The following is a 16,625-nucleotide window of genomic DNA, read 5'->3' as shown; positions in this document are numbered from 1 at the left end:
CAAACTCATGCTTTTATTTCATAACAAGGGATATACTTACTACCGGGTAACTTCATACGACCTTGGTCTACAAATGCTTGTAATAGTTTATCCATATCTTTCATTAAATCAGGCTCACCACTTAACACATAAGGTCCATGTGCTTTTATAGCGCGTAGGCCTTCATCTTTAACATTGCCAGCAACAATCCCCGAAAACGCTCTACGTAGGTTAGCCGCTAATTGCTGCTTGGGCTGTTCTAGGTGCAAATCTAAACTTGCCATGTTTTCGTGCGTAGGTGCAAAAGGTTGCTGAAAATCGTTATCGATTTTAAGTGTCCAGTTAAAGTAGTAGGCATCGCCTTGGCTTTTACGATAATTACGTACATTTGCCATAGCTGATTTTAATTTTTGCCCTACTAGCGCTGGATCATCAATGATTACTTCAAACTTATCAAGGGCTTCTTTGCCTAATGTCAGCTCTACAAACTTACATAACTCGCTAAAGTACGCTTCGCTTTCCTTAGGGCCGGTTAAAATAACAGGCAAACACTGTTTTTCGTTATCTGGGTGCAGCAAAATACCTAATAAATAAAGTAATTCTTCTGCAGTACCTGCACCACCTGGAAATATAATAATTGCATGCGCCGTTCTAATAAATGCTTCAAGGCGCTTTTCAATGTCGGGTAAAATTACCAGCTCATTTACAATAGGGTTTGGTGGCTCTGCGGCAATTATACTAGGCTCGGTTAAACCAAGATAACGGTTTTCACTAATACGTTGTTTAGCATGGCCAATAGTGGCACCTTTCATCGGGCCTTTCATTGCCCCCGGGCCGCAGCCAGTGCATATATTTAAACCACGTAAGCCAAGCTCGTAACCGACTTGTTTTGTATATTTATATTCTATTTCGTTAATTGAATGCCCACCCCAACACACAATCATATTTGGTTCGCTGTTAACGCGCAGCGCCCCGGCGTTTCTAAGCATATCAAATACCATGTGGGTAATGGCTTTTTGTTCTTTAAGATCTTTTTCGTATTTTTGGCAAATAAATAAAATATCGCGGATCACCGAAAAAATATGCTCGTGAATACCGGTAATTATTTCGCCATCAACAAAGGCGGTTTCGGGAGGGTTTTCTAACTCAATTTTAATGCCGCGCTCGCGACTGACTAAACGAATATCAAAGTCTTGGTATTTGTCGTAAATTTCATTACTTGCATCTGTGTGGCTGCCTACGTTAAGGACGGCTAAGGCACAGTTTCTAAAAAGTCGATAACGTTCACTGGCTGAAGATTGCTCTAATAAATCAACTTCCAATTGTGACAGTAAATCTAAAACCCCAGTCGGGTTTAACTGTATTAACATCGGCATTCTCCTTGCTGTTTAAAATGTAAAAACTGCATGTCATCTACTTTAGCACTCAAACTAATTGAGAATTATGACATTATTTACTCATACAAAGGCGATCCCGACCCGTTTTCTTTGCTTCATAAAGGGCGTCATCTGCTCTGTCGAATGCTTTGAGCGGTGTATCGCCTTTTTTAAATTGTGTAGCGCCTAACGAAATAGTGATTTCTATTTCTTTTTCTCTAAATTTAAAAGGAATATTTTTAATCACTTTTCTCAGTTTTTCAAGCGGCTGCGCTGCGTTTAACAACGAAAGCCCAGGCATAAGTAGTACAAATTCCTCTCCGCCGTAGCGGGCTATAAAATCAGACTGCCTCACTGATTTTTGCAGCGCCTTTGCAATAACTTGTAAGGTTATATCGCCTGCAGTATGACCAAATCTATCATTAATTGACTTAAAGTGATCCACATCAATAACCACTAGGGTAACATCCGAGGCTTGGACATTAAATAAGTGAAGCTCGTGATTGTAACGTTCATCAAAAGCCGCTCTATTAGGAAGTTTTGTAAGGCTGTCGAGTAAGCTTTTAAAGCGTTGCTCGTTTAGGCGTTTTTTATATTTGGTTAGTTTGCCTTCTAAGCTGCCGATTCGCTCGTTAATTTCATCAAAGCTGGCAATCAGCGTTTCGCGGTCTTTTCTTTCTAGCTGCTCTTTAGCAATAAAGTCTTGGCTGAGTGATTTTAGCTCGTTATCAACTAATTCTTTTAAAGAGGAAATAGACGTAGCAGATTGGGTTTGCTCGTTTAAATGCTTTATTTTTCCTTCAATACGTTTATTTAGTGTATCGAACTCTTCCCCCATTGATTTAGAGTGCTGGCTGGTAGATACGATTGATGAGTGCAACTCTTCTAATGTTTGGTTAAGCGAGACTAAAAAGCTTTGTGCCGATTGGCGCTCTTTACTGATATTTTTGACCACGACGCTTATTATATTTAAAGCGGCTTGCAGCAGGGTTTCTAAATTATCGTTTTCGGTAATTGCATTTTTTATTTGTTTAATTTGTTCTGTCGATTCATCCTCTAATACCAGCTCATTTGCAAGCTCTAACAGCTTTTTAGCCATACGAGGAGAAGCATTGGTACTTGTTTCATCCGTGGTTGAAAGCTTGCTATGCAAAGCATGGTGATAAAAGTTAATAAGCTGATTTAATATCGGAATGTAGTCGTGCGTAGACTGTACATTATTAATTTCGTGGTCGAGTAAATGTCTTAAAGTGCGGCGGGTATCATCTGGTAAGCCTTTGGTTTTTTGTAAAAGCTTACCGGCTGTTTGTACGCTCGAAAACAGCTCTCGCTGATGGGCTGTTTGTAACGCCTCTTGGTTTTGCAGTAACAATAAAATGTCATCTATTAAAGGGGATAATATTTCAAACCCGACACCTTTATTTAGCGAACTTCTAAATTTGGCGAGTTTATTATCAAGCTCAATATCAAGCCCTTTACAGCTTAAAGACAATTTTGCAGTTAGATTTGATAAAGTATCAACTTGGAGCTTACGCGCATTTTCAATGGCTATCCTTGCTTCAATTGCTTGCTTTAACTTTTTATCTACAGCGTTAGAGTTTTCAGACACCTAAGCATACCGCCATCGTATTAATTACATTACCTTCAGTTTACAACAAAATCATATTAAGTGTAGTTATCTAATTAAAAACTTAGCATTTTTACTTAGACCCTGCATGTAAACTGAGCTATTAGGTTGTTTGTCGTTTTTAATTCACTTTTAATTTATGCCTTGTTAGGCTTATTTCAAATAATAAGTAACCTTGAGTCATTATGAAAAAGCGTTTAGTCCTGTCAATGTTAGCGGCCTGTTGTGCAGCCCCTGCGTTAGCCGATGTAAATTATTCTTTAAGTATTACACAGCCACAACATCATTTAGGTAATGTAAGTGTAGAGTTTCCAAAGTCGGCGCAATCGCATATCGATGTTAAATTGCCTGCATGGCGTACTGGTCGCTACGAAATATTAAATTTAGCCAATGGGGTACGTTACTTTGCGGCCACAGACGACAATGGCAATGCATTAAAATGGGAAAAAATTAATCACAGCACATGGCGAGTGCATTTAGCTGAGCCAACACACGTGAATATTGATTACCAAGTATATGCAAACGAGTTAGGTAAACGTGCACGCCACATAGACGATAGCCATGCGTTTATTGATGCATCTGGCTTTTTTATGTTTAGTGAATCGTTTCGCCAAGAACCAGTTACCGTAGATTTAAAGGTGCCTAAAGCGTGGCGCTCTGTATCAGGTATGGAAAATGCGAGTAATAAACACAGTTTTAAAGCCGCAGACTACGATGTACTGGTAGACTCACCAATAGAAACAGGAATTAACAAACTTCATAAATTTGAAGTAGATGGCCGCCAGTACGAGTTAGTTATATGGGGCGAAGGCAACTACGATGAGCAACTAATGCTTACTGATTTAAAAAAATTAGTGACCACAGGTAATGTTATTTGGAATAGCTACCCGTATGAGCGTTATGTATTTATGGTGCATGCTACATCGGGTGCTGGCGGGGCAACTGAGCATTTAAACTCAACCATTATACAGCGCCCACGGAATCGTTTTGGTAGCCGCGAAGACTACTTAGGCTTTATAAGTACCGCCGCGCATGAATTTATTCATACCTGGAATGTAAAAGCTTACCGCCCTAAAGGGCTGGCGCCTTATGATTACACCAACATGAACTACTCAAATTTATTATGGATTTCGGAAGGTTCTACTAGCTACTTTGAAGATCATCTATTAGTGCGCTCAGGCATAGAAACCACCGATGAGTTTTTTAAAGTGATGAGTAAAACGATTAATCGCCACTTACAAACACCAGGTCGAGAAGTACAAAGTGCCAGTGAAACAAGCTTTGATAAATGGATAAACCAAGGCGGCGACCACGCGCGTAATTACAGCACCAATATATATTTAGAAGGCTCATTGCTTTCTATGTTGTTAGATATACATTTATTAGAAACAACCCAGGCAAAAGTTAACTACCGCCAAGTACACAACGCTTTATACAACAAGCACACGTTACCACAAGGGTTTACTGAGCAAGATGTACTGGCAATATTGAAAGAGCTAACAGGTGAAGACTACACAACGTGGTGGCACGATAACGTGAGCACCCCAGCTAATATAGATTTTGATGCTTTATTAGGTAAAGTTGGCTTAAAGCTTACTCGCCCTGAGAGCGCTAAGCCACTAGCAAGTATTGATGCCACTGCAAAAAATAGCGGTGAGTTATTAACGCTTACCCATGTTCGCAGAGGTGGAGCAGCATGGCAGGCGGGCCTCACAACAGACGATAAAATTGTGGCGGTTAACAAGCAGCATGTTGGAAAAGATTTAAAATCGAGCTTAGAAGTATTTAAAGCGGGTGAAAAAGTCACTATCGATTTTATTCGTCGCGATGCACTTCAATCAACAACCCTCGTTTTATCGCAAGATTATGATAAACCTAAAAAGGTGGTTGCTGATAAAAATGCTACTTTATCTCAACGCGCTTTATTTAAAGCATGGATGGGGGTAGAGCACCCAATTAATGTGCAAGCTGATTAACATAATAGCGTTTAATAAAAGGAGCTTTGGCTCCTTTTTTTATATCTTATGCAAAGGTATATCACCTAGAAACCAACCTAAAAGTGCTAATTTTAAAAGTACGTCCTATTATTGTGTTAATAACAACTCTAGGTTGCGTATAAATGAAGTCATTAAAAACCACTCAAATCCTCTCACATCAATTGTGCTTAACGATCCGCTGCATCAGTTATTTGATGCGATACACAGTATTTCTGTGCAAGGATACGATGAGCAGCGCCGCGTTATTTATTGGAATAAAGGCAGTGAGCTGCTTTATGGCTATACAAAAGAGTACGCAACCGGAAAAAAACTAGAAGATTTAATTATTCCGCCCCCAATGCAAGATGCGGTTATAGATGCTCATCGTGAGTGGCTCATAAACGATATCGAAATACCCGCGGCTGAGCTTACATTACAGCATCAAAATGGCAGCAATGTCACTGTGTTTTCAAGCCATGTTATGTTTACAAATCAGCATGGGGTAAAACAGATGTACTGCATCGACATAGATTTGAGCGATGTAAAACAAGCACAAGCGCAAGCTATGGATAAACAGCAGATGCTCGAAAAAGTATTTGAAGCCATTCCTGATTTGTACTTTTTACTCAAACCGGATGGCACCATAGTTGATTACCACGCAAATGATTTGAGCAACTTACATTTACAACCTGAGCAATTTTTAAATAAATCGATGTTTAGCGTATTGCCCTATACTGTAGCCAAAATGTTTAAAGACAATATTCAAGAGCTGTTAATTCACAAAGGTAATGTATGCTTTGAATACGAACTTTTAGTACCCAAAGGCGTGTTGTATTTCGAAGCGCGAGTGAGTTATTTACATCATTCAGACCAAGTCATGGTGATAATTCGCGACATAACAGAGCAGCATGAGTCAGACAAACTTATACGTAAACAAGCCTATTACGATAGCTTAACGCTACTTCCTAATCGTTTTTATTCTTTAAAACGACTTACTCAGCTGATTAGCACTGCGAGCGAAAAAAATACTTTAGCCGCTGTTATTTTTATCGACTTAGATGACTTTAAAAAAGTAAACGACACACTCGGGCATGAAATTGGCGATTCATTACTTATCAGCGCCGCAAATAAACTGAGCCAAATAGTTAATGAAAACGCGACCGTAGGCAGGTTAGGGGGCGATGAATTCATTATTTTACAACCAGAGCTACACAGTAAAAAACAGCTAGATGCGATTGTTACACGCTTACTTAAAAGCTTTAGAACCCCCTTTGAAATAGATGGCCGCGAATTGTTATTAACGTTAAGTATTGGCGTGGCTTTGTACCCTGATAATGGGGTAACAGCCTCTGATTTATTACGCCATGCAGACACCGCAATGTACCAAGCAAAAGCGCTTGGCAGAAACACCTACGCCTGCTTTACCAGCGAAATGAATACCGCCATAAAAAGGCGGTTAGCAATAGAAGCGCAGATGCATGTTGCTCTTGAAAAAAACGAATTTGAATTGTATTTCCAACCTAAATGCGATGCTAAAACACTTAAAATAATTGGGGCTGAGGCGCTATTACGCTGGAACAATAGTGTGCTTGGTAAGGTTATGCCCGATGAGTTTATTCCGTTAGCAGAGCAAACAGGTTTAATTATTCCTATTGGAAAGTTTGTTATTGAGCAGGCATTAGCATTTTTAACGCAGTGGCAGGCAAGCTCTCAACAAAACTACAGCATGGCAATTAATTTATCACCAAGCCAATTTAGAGATTCAGAGCTGCTAAGTTTTATAGCAAGCACGTTAGAAAAAACCGGAGTAAGTGCTAAAAATGTCGAGCTTGAAATAACCGAAGGCGTGTTAATGAGCGTACAAACCAATATTACAGAGTCGTTGCATGCACTTAATAAGCTCGGTATTAAACTATCCATGGATGACTTTGGCACAGGCTACTCATCGCTTAGCTATTTAAGGCAATATCCGTTTGAGGTATTAAAAATAGATCGCAGCTTTATTTGTGGTATTACCGAAAACCAAGAAGACTACAGCTTAGTTAAAGCCACAATTGCAATGTCGCATAGCTTAGGCTTAAGTGTGGTAGCTGAAGGCGTAGAAACATCAGCACAACAAAAACTACTAGCCGAGCTAAATTGCGATTTGATTCAAGGTTACTACTTTAGTAAACCGCTGCCTGCGCTACAGTTACTTGATTTTAAAGCGTTATAAGTACATTTATTATAAGTGTTAACCTAAAACTCATTGAGCTTTAAATAGCGTAAATTGAGCAGCCCACCGCATTTAGTATTTAAACCCTTTAGCCAAATAACGCTACACATTAATATGATAGGCTTTACTGCTACTGCTTTGGTATTTAGATAAAACAAAACCTACGTAGTTAAATAAAACACCCACTAGATTGAGTAAAACTCATCCCGCAAACTTTAATACCCCTCACACTCATAATTCATTAATTTAATTCATGTGCATTTTATTAGCTAATGATGCTAGGTTTAATCATCACAATATTGAAGGAAATAATTATGAAACTAGAGTCATTAGCACTGCACCATGGTTACGAGTCTGAAGAAACCACTAAATCAGCAGCAGTGCCTATTTATAATACCTCATCTTACACGTTTGATAATACGCAGCATGGCGCTGATTTATTCGACTTAAAAGTACCAGGCAATATTTATACCCGCATAATGAACCCAACCAATGCCGTACTTGAACAGCGTATTGCTGCAATGGAAGGGGGCATTGGCGCGCTAGCGGTAGCCTCGGGCATGGCAGCTATTACCTATGCTATTCAATGCTTGTGTGAAGTAGGCACTAATATTGTGAGCACCAGCCAAGTATATGGCGGTACATATAACTTATTTGCTCATACGTTACCGCGCCAAGGTATTGAAGCACGCATGATTAAGGCTGATGATTTTAGCGCCTTTGAAGACGCGATTGATGATAATACCCGCGCAGTATTTTGTGAGTCCATTGGTAACCCGGCAGGTAATATCGTCGATATTGAGCGTTTAGCTAATATTGCTCATAGTAAAGGGGTGCCACTTATTGTTGATAATACTGTGGCTACCCCGTATTTATGCCGCCCATTTGAGCTAGGTGCCGATATAGTGGTTCATTCACTGACAAAGTATATAAACGGACACGGTACAGCTATTGGCGGTATGATTGTTGATTCAGGTAAATTTGATTGGAAAGCCAATGCCACACGCTTTGCAATGATGAATGAGCCCGATCCGTCGTATCACAATGTGGTCTATACCGATGCCTTTGCAGAAGCAGCCTTTATTGGTCGTTGTAGAGTAGTGCCACTTAGAAATACCGGTGCAGCACTTGCGCCCAAAAACGCATCTGACATTTTAATTGGCCTAGAAACCTTAGGTTTACGAATGGATCGTCACTGCGAAAACGCGCAGCAACTGGCTGAATACTTAGAAAATCACCCTAAAGTACTTTGGGTTAACTACGCTGGTTTAACATCAAGCCCACATAATGCAATGAGCCAAAAAATCACCAGTGGTAAAGCCTCAGGCATTTTAAGTTTTGGTATTGCGGGCGGCCTTGAAGCAGGCACGCGCTTTATTGATGCGCTTAATATGATCTTGCGTTTAGTTAATATTGGCGATGCTAAATCGCTGGCTTGTCACCCAGCGTCAACCACGCACCGCCAATTAAATGATGAAGAGCTTGCAAACGCAGGTGTGAGCCGTGATTTAATTCGCCTATCAGTCGGTATTGAAAACATTGCCGATATTATTGCCGATGTAAGCCAAGCGCTCGATAAAGCATAGTTATAAAATTAAGAACCTTGCGTGAGTAAAGAAGGTGCTTTTGTAGCGCCTTTTTTATTAGGTTTAATTTGCTTGGTTTGTTTTATAAATGCATTTGTATAAAGTTTATTTAAAACGCCGCTGTGTAATTGTTGAAACTTACGTTTAAAAAAAGCTTTTTTAACCTTGGTTTTAGTAGCGCAGCTTGCAATATCGCTCTGTATGTCTGTATTTTGCGAAACAGGGTATGGCATAAGCGAAAAACCATTTACGCGGGTTTCCCAAATATGTTGTAAGTCGCAATCTACAGGGCGGCCAAATTGAGCAGTGGCTTTAAGTAATTGCTTAGCCCCTTCATAGCTTATTGCCGTAGCACAACAGCCGGTCATTAGCTTTTTATGTATGACTAATTGCTGGTGGTTATTTAGGTTTTGCTGATAGGCAATAGGGCGAGTGCGGTTTTCATAAGCGGCGAGTTTAATAAGCTGCCAGGGCTGCTGTAGCTGCTCAATATTTTTTATCGCATTTTGAATGCTCTCATCAATATAAAAGTCATCCTCGAGCACAATTGCGTAATCTAGTTTTTCATCAACTATTTTTTGCCATGCTTTACGGTGGCTTAAATAGCAGCCGATTTGACCATTGCTAAGCGGATAGTGATACTGCTGTTTATTCAATTGCGGGCTGTAATGTAGGAACTTTTGTTGTGTACTCAATTGTGCGCCATCTACGGCATCAATCCGTTCAAATGGCAAGTTAACACGTGCCAGTTGCGTTTGAGTATTTGCGAGTCGCTGCGCGGAGCGCGCTAAGTTTATTACAAATAATGCTGCCATGATGTTCACCCCCTACCGTTTTTAGCAATACTAAAGGGGGGCTGTTACACGCAAGTGGCAAATTTATGGCTTTTTTAAGTCAGCTCGCGGCTGCGCTAAAATGGCGTTTTTTTCTTCTTGGCTGAGGATGATCCAATCAAATATTTCTTCATTAGTTCGCCCGCAGCCAGTGCAATAACCGCTGCGGCGCTCACATATGCCTAAACAGTCTGTTTTTAACTTAGTGTTTGAGTGTGTAGTTTTTTGCATTTAATTTCCTAGCGGTGGAGCAATTTCAAAACGGGTAATATAGCGCGTTCTGCTTTGAGAGGTAAATAAGGTGATAACTGGATGAGCTTCATCCAAAACAAAGTTACTACTCATTGAAGTTGCTGACTCTTTCGTATTTTCGTACCAGCCTTGTGACGCTACACATTGACGTATTTTATCCACTGTTTGTATATGTAGATTTGTGGCATGGGCTTGTTTGTTTTCACTCGTGCATTGATAACTAAACTGTTTATTATGTTGAGTAATGGTGCAGGTATTGCCTATAAAATGAGTATTAGCATGCCACTGGTTTATAAAATCATTTCCCACTTTATTTGCTTTTACTGCATTAAAGCCGTTAGTGTGCGCATTAAGTAATGTGTTTAGTGGGCTACATGCGTTTTGCGTTTTTACTATTTTAGGCGCAGGGGCTTTTTGGCTTACACAGCCTGTTAGTACCAATAAGGATAAGGCTGTGATAATTGATTTATTCATAAGCAACGCTAAAAGAATTCGATAAGCTGCACCATACGCAACCTATGTAAAAAAATAAATACCATAACGTAAAAAGGCCCATAAAATATGGGCCTGTAAATGCGCTAAAATAAAGCAGCTGTATTATTTATGGCGACCTTGCAGGCATTTTACAACGTCTTCTAGGGCTAAGCCTTGGCGTTGTAGTAATACAGTAAGGTGGTAAATTAAATCAGCCGATTCGTTAGTAAGCTCATCGTTATCGTGTTTCATTGCAGCAAGCGCTACTTCTACGCCTTCTTCACCTACTTTTTGACAGCTACGGCTTAAGTCTTTAGCAAACAATGAAGCGGTGTAGCTTTTTGATGGGTCGTCGTTTTTACGCTCAACAATCACATCTTCTAATTGCGCTAAAAAGCTTAGGCTAGGTTTTGCGTCATCACCAAAGCAGCTTTGTGTGCCTAAGTGACATGTTGGGCCTTCTGGGTTAGCCAGTACTAAAATTGAGTCGTAGTCACAATCGGTATGCACTGATACTACGTTTAAGTAGTTTTCTGATGACTCACCTTTGGTCCATAAACGTGACTTTGAACGCGAGTAAAAGGTTACTTTGTTACTTTCAAGCGTTACCTTTAGTGCTTCGCTGTTCATAAAGCCTTGCATTAAAATAACACCAGAGCGAGCATCTTGAACAATCGCAGGGATCATTTCGCTTTTAGCAAAATCTACTTGAGTTTGGTTTTGTTGTGTTACTTGCATAGTCTTGCTGCCACTTGGTTATCAGTTAAAAATTGTTTTAATTCGCCAATGTTAATCACATTTTTGTGAAAAACGCTTGCTGCCAATGCGCCATCGACTTCGCTTTGTTTAAATACATCAACAAAATCTTGCATACTGCCTGCACCGCCTGATGCGATTAAAGGAATATTACATAATGCGCGCATTTTACTCAGCTGCTCATTGTCGTACCCATTACGTACGCCATCTTGGTTCATACAGTTTAAAACAATTTCGCCTGCGCCTAAGTCTTGTACGCGTTTAACCCATTCCTCGGTTTTGTAACGTGTTCGGCTTGATGCATTAGGATCGCCGGTTAATTGATACACTAAGTATTCGCCGGTCACTTCATCGTAAAAGCTATCAATACCTACAACAACACATTGCTTACCAAATTCATCATGTAGCTCTTTTATAAGCTCAGGGCGGGCAATAGCGGGGCTGTTAATACTTATTTTGTCAGCGCCACGCTCTAGTACACGTGCTGCATCGGCTACCGATTTAATACCGCCAGCCACACAAAATGGAATATCGATGTGGCGGGCAATGCTCTCTACCCAATTTACATCAAGTAGGCGTTTTTCAACACTTGCGCTGATTTCATAAAAAACCAGTTCATCGGCGCCGGCATCGCTGTATGCTTTTGCCATTGTTAAAATATCGCCCACTATTTCGTGGCCTTTAAATTTAACGCCTTTTACTACTTGGCCGTCTTTTACATCTAAACACGGGATTATGCGTTTTGATAACATGCCAACGCCTCCTCAACACTAAATGCGCCATCAAGTAGTGACTTACCTAAAATAACGCCACCTACACCAAGCTCTTTAAGCTTTTTAATGTCATCAAGTGAGCTCACGCCACCCGAAGCTTGCACTTTAATGCTGCTGTTATGGCGAGTTAAATCTTCGTAAAGCTCAAACGATGGGCCCGTCATGGTGCCATCTTTACTGATGTCCGTGCATAAAAAATCAATAACACCCAAGCTTACATAAAAATCTACAAGCTCAAGTAAACCAAACTCAGATTCACTTAACCAACCATGGGTTGCAGGAGCCCAGCCCGTGGCTGTTTTATTTACATCAAGGGCAATAACAAAGTGCTCGGCGCCAAATTGTTCAATCCAGGCTTTTACTTGCTCGCGCTTTTCTACCGCCATAGAACCAATAACAACTTGGTTAGCACCGGCTTTTAGCCAATCGCTTACATCGTGCTCTGAGCGAATACCGCCGCCCACTTGATACGGTACGTTAAGCGCTTTCGTTGCAGCTTGGATATGTTGCCACTGTTTTTTACTTGGATCGCGTGCGCCTTCTAAATCTACAAGGTGCAATTTACCTGCGCCGCTGTCGGCGTATTCTTTTAAACGTGCGCCAAGCTCAAAAGGGTAAAACTGAGCGGTGTCGTACTTACCTTGGTATAAACGAACAATTTGATTTTGTAATACGTCTAATGCTGGAATAATCACAAATAATCTCTTTATTGTTGGTTAATGGGCCGTTTATAACTGCCAATCAACAAAATTTTGTAATAAACGTGTGCCTACTTTTGCACTGCGCTCTGGGTGAAATTGCATGCCTGCGTAGTTGTCTTTTGCAACTATGGCTGAAAAGGTTTGGCCGTATTCGCCGCTTACAAGTGTTGCATCGTTTACGGTGTGCGCAAAGCTATGTACAAAGTACACTTGCTCGTCTTGTGTCAAGCCCTTGGTAAGTGCATGCTCTTTATTTACGCTTAAGTTATTCCAACCCATATGAGGCGATGTTAAATTGCCAACATCAAGGGCTTTTACTTGGCCTGGTATTTTACCTAAGCATTGTACGTTACCTTCTTCGGTGCTTTCGCACAGTAACTGCATACCTAAGCAAATTCCCATAAGTGGGCGCTGGTATTCGTTTATAGCTTGTTGCCAGCCATTATCTACAAGGCGTTTCATGGCAACAGATGCATGTCCAACGCCTGGTAATATTGCACGCTCAAAACCAGCTAATTGCTCTGGTGAGGTAATGACTGTTGGCGTTTGACCTAAACGTTCAAAGGCAAAACGAACTGAATTTATATTGGCACACCCGGTATTAATTATGGCAATCATAAACATCCCTTAGAGCTGGCTGTTTGTTGGGTCGTGTCTTGTGCTACTGCCATACGAAGGGCACGTGAAAACGCTTTAAATAAGCCTTCTACTTGGTGATGACAGTTACCGTCGCTCACCGATAAAATAAGGCTAATAGCGGCATTATCGCTTAAGCTTTTGAAAAAGTGCTCAACCATTTGTACGTCTAAATCGCCGGCTTTTTCACGGCTAAAGTTAGCGTTTAATACAAATGAAGCGCGGCCCGATAAATCGATTTGTGCCTCTGCTTTACACTCATCCATTGGCAGTGCAAAACCATAGCGCGCTATTTGCGATTTAGTACCCAGCGCTTGTTTAAGCGCAATACCTAGGGCAATACCTATGTCTTCAACAAGGTGGTGCTCGTCTATGTGTAAATCGCCTTTCGCTTTAATATTTAAACCAATGTTGGCGTGGGTGCGAATTTGATCAAGCATATGATCAAAAAAGCCAAGGCCTGTTTCAATGCTACCGTTTTTAGTTTGATCTAGGTTTATGGCTACATCAATTTGGGTTTCTTTGGTGTTACGCGTAACACGGCCTTCACGGTTGGCAGTTGTAAGCTTTGTAACAATGGCAGGCCAGCTGCCATCATACAAAATGCCTTCACAACATAAGTTTTGAGCAAGGCCAATATCGGTTTGGCGATCGCCAATCACGTATGAGCGAGCTAAATCAACTTTGCCTGAGCGCATAAGCTCAGTTAATAAACCTGTTTTAGGTTTACGGCAATCACAGTTTTGCTCGTCAAAGTGTGGACAAATCAATACCTCGTCAAAGCTAATGCCTTGGCTTTGCAGTATGTCCATCATTTTATCTTGTGCTATATCAAAGTCAGCAGTAGGGAAGCTGTCTGTGCCTAAGCCATCTTGGTTAGATACCATAACTAAGCGGTACCCTGCGGCTTGTAACTGTAATAAAGCCGGGATAACACCAGGTAAAAACGCTAATTTTTCTAGGCTGTCTACCTGTTTGTCGGTGATTGGCTCTTCAATTATAGTGCCGTCACGGTCAATAAATAAATAGGGGTTACTCATGATACTTCTTGTCCTGATAAAAGAGGTGAGGTTGCTGGCTTATCAAGGCCATCTAACCAAATTTTTACTTGCTCAAGTTCTTGCTCATTACCAATGGAGATACGTAGCCAATCGTCTTCACCGTATAGGGTAAACGCGCGCATCACTAAGCCTTGTTCAAGTGCTACTTTAAAGTAGTTTTTGTCGGCTAATTTTAAGGTAACAAAGTTACCTTCACCAGTGAGAATTTTTAATGCAGCTGGGGATGCGTTTAACCACTGTACAAGTTTAGCTTTTAAACTATTTAAAATAGTTACTTGTCGGCGCATTGATGTTATTGCATCAGGCGCTATGGCTTGTGCTGCAATACTTGCTACCACACCCGATACCGGATACGGCGCAATCACTTTGCGAATAGGTGCAAGTACACTTTCTTGTGCAAGTGTAAAACCGGTTCTTAGCCCTGCAAGTGCAAACGCTTTAGATAAAGTGCGCAGTACCACTACATTACTATATTCGTTAATCAGCGCTGTAGCACTTTGCTCAGGGCAAAATTCAATATAGGCTTCATCAACAATAACTAAAGCTTTACCGGTAAGCGCTGCTGCAATTGCCTTTACTTTTTCAAGGGGGGTTATGCTACCGGTTGGGTTATTTGGATTACAAATAAACACCAATTTTGAGCTGTCCACTGCCTCAACTATTTCATTAACACTGCCATCAAGTAATAGCGCTTGGGTTAAGCCATTGATAGCAACGTTGTGCGTATCAGCGGTTACTTTGTACATACCGTAAGTTGGCAAAAATAACGCAATGCTGTCTTTTGCAGGTTCGCAAAAGGTACGTACTAAAAGCTCAATGCCTTCATCGGCGCCGCGCGTCATTAATACGTTTTCGCTTTCAAGCTCTGCATACGCAGCATAGCGGTCAATAACCAATTGCGGTTGTGGATCTGGGTAGCGATTTAAATCTTCAATACTCAGTTCAATATTTTTAGCGTACGGGCTTTCATTGGCATTTAACCACGTTGTCCCTGTTAGCTTTTCACTTTTAGCAGAGCTATAGGCAGCAAGGGCTGCAATATTTTGTGGTAATAAGCTTGTCGCTTGTGCGCTCTCATTGCTCATTTTTAATTGCCTCTAAACGAATTGAAACCGCATTTGCGTGTGCATCAAGGCCTTCTGCATCTGCTAGTGGCAAAATAGCTTTTGACAGCTGTGTTAGGCCACTTTTACTTATAGTTTGTACTGTGTAAGTGCGGAAAAAATCAAGTAAGTTTAAACTTGAATAGGTTGCACTGTAACCGTAGGTAGGTAACACGTGGTTAGTACCCGATGCGTAATCGCCCGCTGATTCTGGCGTGTAGTCGCCAACAAATACCGAGCCTGCATTTTTTACTTTATCTAAGTAAGGTGTTGAATCTGCTAATTGCAAAATTAAGTGCTCAGGGCCATATTGCGCTGATACGTCAAATGCTTGCTCAACAGAGTCGACTAAAATAAGTGATGAATTAGCCAGAGCTTGCTCGGCTGTCTCTTTGCGGCTTAATTTAGCAAGCTGGCGTGTAAGCGCCTGCTGCGTTTGCTCAATGATACTTTCGCTGTTACATAATAAAATAACTTGCGAGTCTGCGCCGTGCTCAGCTTGCGAGAGTAAATCTGCAGCTATAAATTCTGGGTTTGCACGCTCATCTGCAATCACTAGTACTTCAGAGGGGCCTGCTGGCATATCGATTGCCATTCCAGGGATCGTTTGCGCAACAAGCTGTTTTGCCATCGTTACAAAGCTATTACCTGGGCCAAAAATTTTGTTCACTTTAGGCACTGATTCGGTGCCGTAGGCCATTGCGGCAATTGCACCTGCGCCACCACTTTCAATTAAAGTTGTAATGCCACATAACTTAGCCGCATATAATATCGCAGGGTTAATGCTTTCATCACCTTGTACAGGGGTGGCAAGTACGACGGTTTTAGCACCACTTAATTGTGCAAGTACACCTTGCATAATAACCGATGATGGCAGTGGAGCACTGCCACCTGGTACATAAATACCCACAGCTTCGATGGCCTGATATTTCAGTTCACATTCAACGCCAGGTTGGGTTGATAACTTAATATCTTTAGGCAATTGCGCTTCGTGAAAACGTTTAACGTTTGCATAAGCGGTGTCAATTGCGTATTTAAGCTCTGCGCTTAGTGCTTGCTCTGATGCGTTTATTTCATCAAGCGGTACACGTAAACGAGGGTTAGCTCTATTATCAAACTTTTTAGCCATATCAAGTAAGGCTTTATCACCTTGCTCTTTCACATCGCTCATAATTGTTTGGCATATAGCTTCAACCTTTGCGCTGGCAGAAACCGCAGGGCGCATTAGCGCCGCTGCTTGTACTTGTGAAGATTCCTCATTCCAACGAAGCATGGTA

Annotated in this window: 15 protein-coding genes; 3 read left to right on the top strand and 12 right to left on the bottom strand. The window is 41.1% G+C overall.

Translation table 11 applies throughout. The features are described from left to right. Positions 1–5: 5 nt before the first annotated feature. Positions 6–1,349, bottom strand: coding sequence for a nucleotide 5'-monophosphate nucleosidase PpnN (ppnN, locus tag MTF64_RS01345; protein WP_004586396.1), 1,344 nt, complete (start codon positions 1,347–1,349; stop codon positions 6–8). A gap of 79 nt (positions 1,350–1,428) precedes the next feature. Then, on the bottom strand, positions 1,429–2,964 hold the full coding sequence (locus tag MTF64_RS01340) for a GGDEF domain-containing protein (RefSeq protein ID WP_248450209.1): 1,536 nt from the start codon (positions 2,962–2,964) through the stop codon (positions 1,429–1,431). A gap of 203 nt (positions 2,965–3,167) precedes the next feature. On the opposite strand from MTF64_RS01340, the gene MTF64_RS01335 reads away from it, so the two are divergent. The 3 genes from MTF64_RS01335 (at position 3,168) to MTF64_RS01325 (ending at position 8,759) form a co-directional block, all read left to right on the top strand. Further along, complete coding sequence (locus MTF64_RS01335) at positions 3,168–4,958, top strand: M61 family peptidase (RefSeq protein WP_248450207.1); 1,791 nt, start codon at positions 3,168–3,170, stop codon at positions 4,956–4,958. 133 nt (positions 4,959–5,091) lie between these two features. Further along, complete coding sequence (locus MTF64_RS01330) at positions 5,092–7,173, top strand: bifunctional diguanylate cyclase/phosphodiesterase (protein WP_248450205.1); 2,082 nt, start codon at positions 5,092–5,094, stop codon at positions 7,171–7,173. A gap of 314 nt (positions 7,174–7,487) precedes the next feature. Beyond that, positions 7,488–8,759 (top strand): aminotransferase class I/II-fold pyridoxal phosphate-dependent enzyme, encoded by a 1,272-nt coding sequence (locus MTF64_RS01325; protein WP_138577195.1) that lies wholly within the window; start codon positions 7,488–7,490, stop codon positions 8,757–8,759. Between the two features lie 8 nt (positions 8,760–8,767). Here MTF64_RS01325 and MTF64_RS01320 read toward each other — a convergent pair whose 3' ends face one another. The 10 genes from MTF64_RS01320 to hisD all read right to left on the bottom strand — a co-directional run bounded on the left by MTF64_RS01320 (position 8,768) and on the right by hisD (position 16,621). After that, positions 8,768–9,574, bottom strand: coding sequence for a glycosyltransferase family 25 protein (locus MTF64_RS01320; RefSeq protein WP_248450203.1), 807 nt, complete (start codon positions 9,572–9,574; stop codon positions 8,768–8,770). A 63-nt stretch (positions 9,575–9,637) separates the two neighbouring features. After that, entirely contained in the window at positions 9,638–9,823 is a 186-nt protein-coding gene (locus MTF64_RS01315) for a DUF1289 domain-containing protein (RefSeq protein WP_248450202.1), read from the bottom strand. Further along, positions 9,824–10,318: a hypothetical protein gene (locus MTF64_RS01310; protein WP_248450200.1), complete on the bottom strand. Its 495-nt coding sequence runs from the start codon at positions 10,316–10,318 to the stop codon at positions 9,824–9,826. It abuts the gene before it with no gap. A 123-nt stretch (positions 10,319–10,441) separates the two neighbouring features. Continuing rightward, a complete protein-coding gene (gene hisIE, locus MTF64_RS01305) occupies positions 10,442–11,056 on the bottom strand; it encodes a bifunctional phosphoribosyl-AMP cyclohydrolase/phosphoribosyl-ATP diphosphatase HisIE (RefSeq protein ID WP_054981937.1) in 615 nt (204 codons plus the stop codon). After that, positions 11,047–11,826 (bottom strand): imidazole glycerol phosphate synthase subunit HisF, encoded by a 780-nt coding sequence (gene hisF / locus MTF64_RS01300; RefSeq protein ID WP_006793443.1) that lies wholly within the window; start codon positions 11,824–11,826, stop codon positions 11,047–11,049. The genes hisIE and hisF overlap by 10 nt, the downstream gene beginning before the upstream one ends. Beyond that, positions 11,808–12,542, bottom strand: coding sequence for a 1-(5-phosphoribosyl)-5-[(5-phosphoribosylamino)methylideneamino] imidazole-4-carboxamide isomerase (locus MTF64_RS01295; protein WP_248450199.1), 735 nt, complete (start codon positions 12,540–12,542; stop codon positions 11,808–11,810). The genes hisF and MTF64_RS01295 overlap by 19 nt, the downstream gene beginning before the upstream one ends. A gap of 33 nt (positions 12,543–12,575) precedes the next feature. Beyond that, positions 12,576–13,166, bottom strand: coding sequence for an imidazole glycerol phosphate synthase subunit HisH (gene hisH, locus MTF64_RS01290; protein ID WP_004586382.1), 591 nt, complete (start codon positions 13,164–13,166; stop codon positions 12,576–12,578). Continuing rightward, positions 13,163–14,224 carry a bifunctional histidinol-phosphatase/imidazoleglycerol-phosphate dehydratase HisB gene (gene hisB, locus MTF64_RS01285; protein WP_248450198.1) on the bottom strand — a complete coding sequence of 354 codons (1,062 nt, stop codon included), beginning with the start codon at positions 14,222–14,224 and terminating at the stop codon, positions 13,163–13,165. The genes hisH and hisB overlap by 4 nt, the downstream gene beginning before the upstream one ends. Beyond that, on the bottom strand, positions 14,221–15,330 hold the full coding sequence (gene hisC / locus MTF64_RS01280; RefSeq protein ID WP_248450197.1) for a histidinol-phosphate transaminase: 1,110 nt from the start codon (positions 15,328–15,330) through the stop codon (positions 14,221–14,223). Before hisC ends, hisB begins: the two co-directional genes overlap by 4 nt. Beyond that, positions 15,320–16,621: a histidinol dehydrogenase gene (gene hisD, locus MTF64_RS01275; protein ID WP_248450196.1), complete on the bottom strand. Its 1,302-nt coding sequence runs from the start codon at positions 16,619–16,621 to the stop codon at positions 15,320–15,322. The genes hisC and hisD overlap by 11 nt, the downstream gene beginning before the upstream one ends. Positions 16,622–16,625 lie beyond the last annotated feature (4 nt).

This window comes from Pseudoalteromonas sp. 2CM41L (assembly GCF_023161905.1).
Classification (GTDB): domain Bacteria; phylum Pseudomonadota; class Gammaproteobacteria; order Enterobacterales; family Alteromonadaceae; genus Pseudoalteromonas; species Pseudoalteromonas atlantica.
This window is presented reverse-complemented; position numbering and strand designations above follow the sequence as displayed.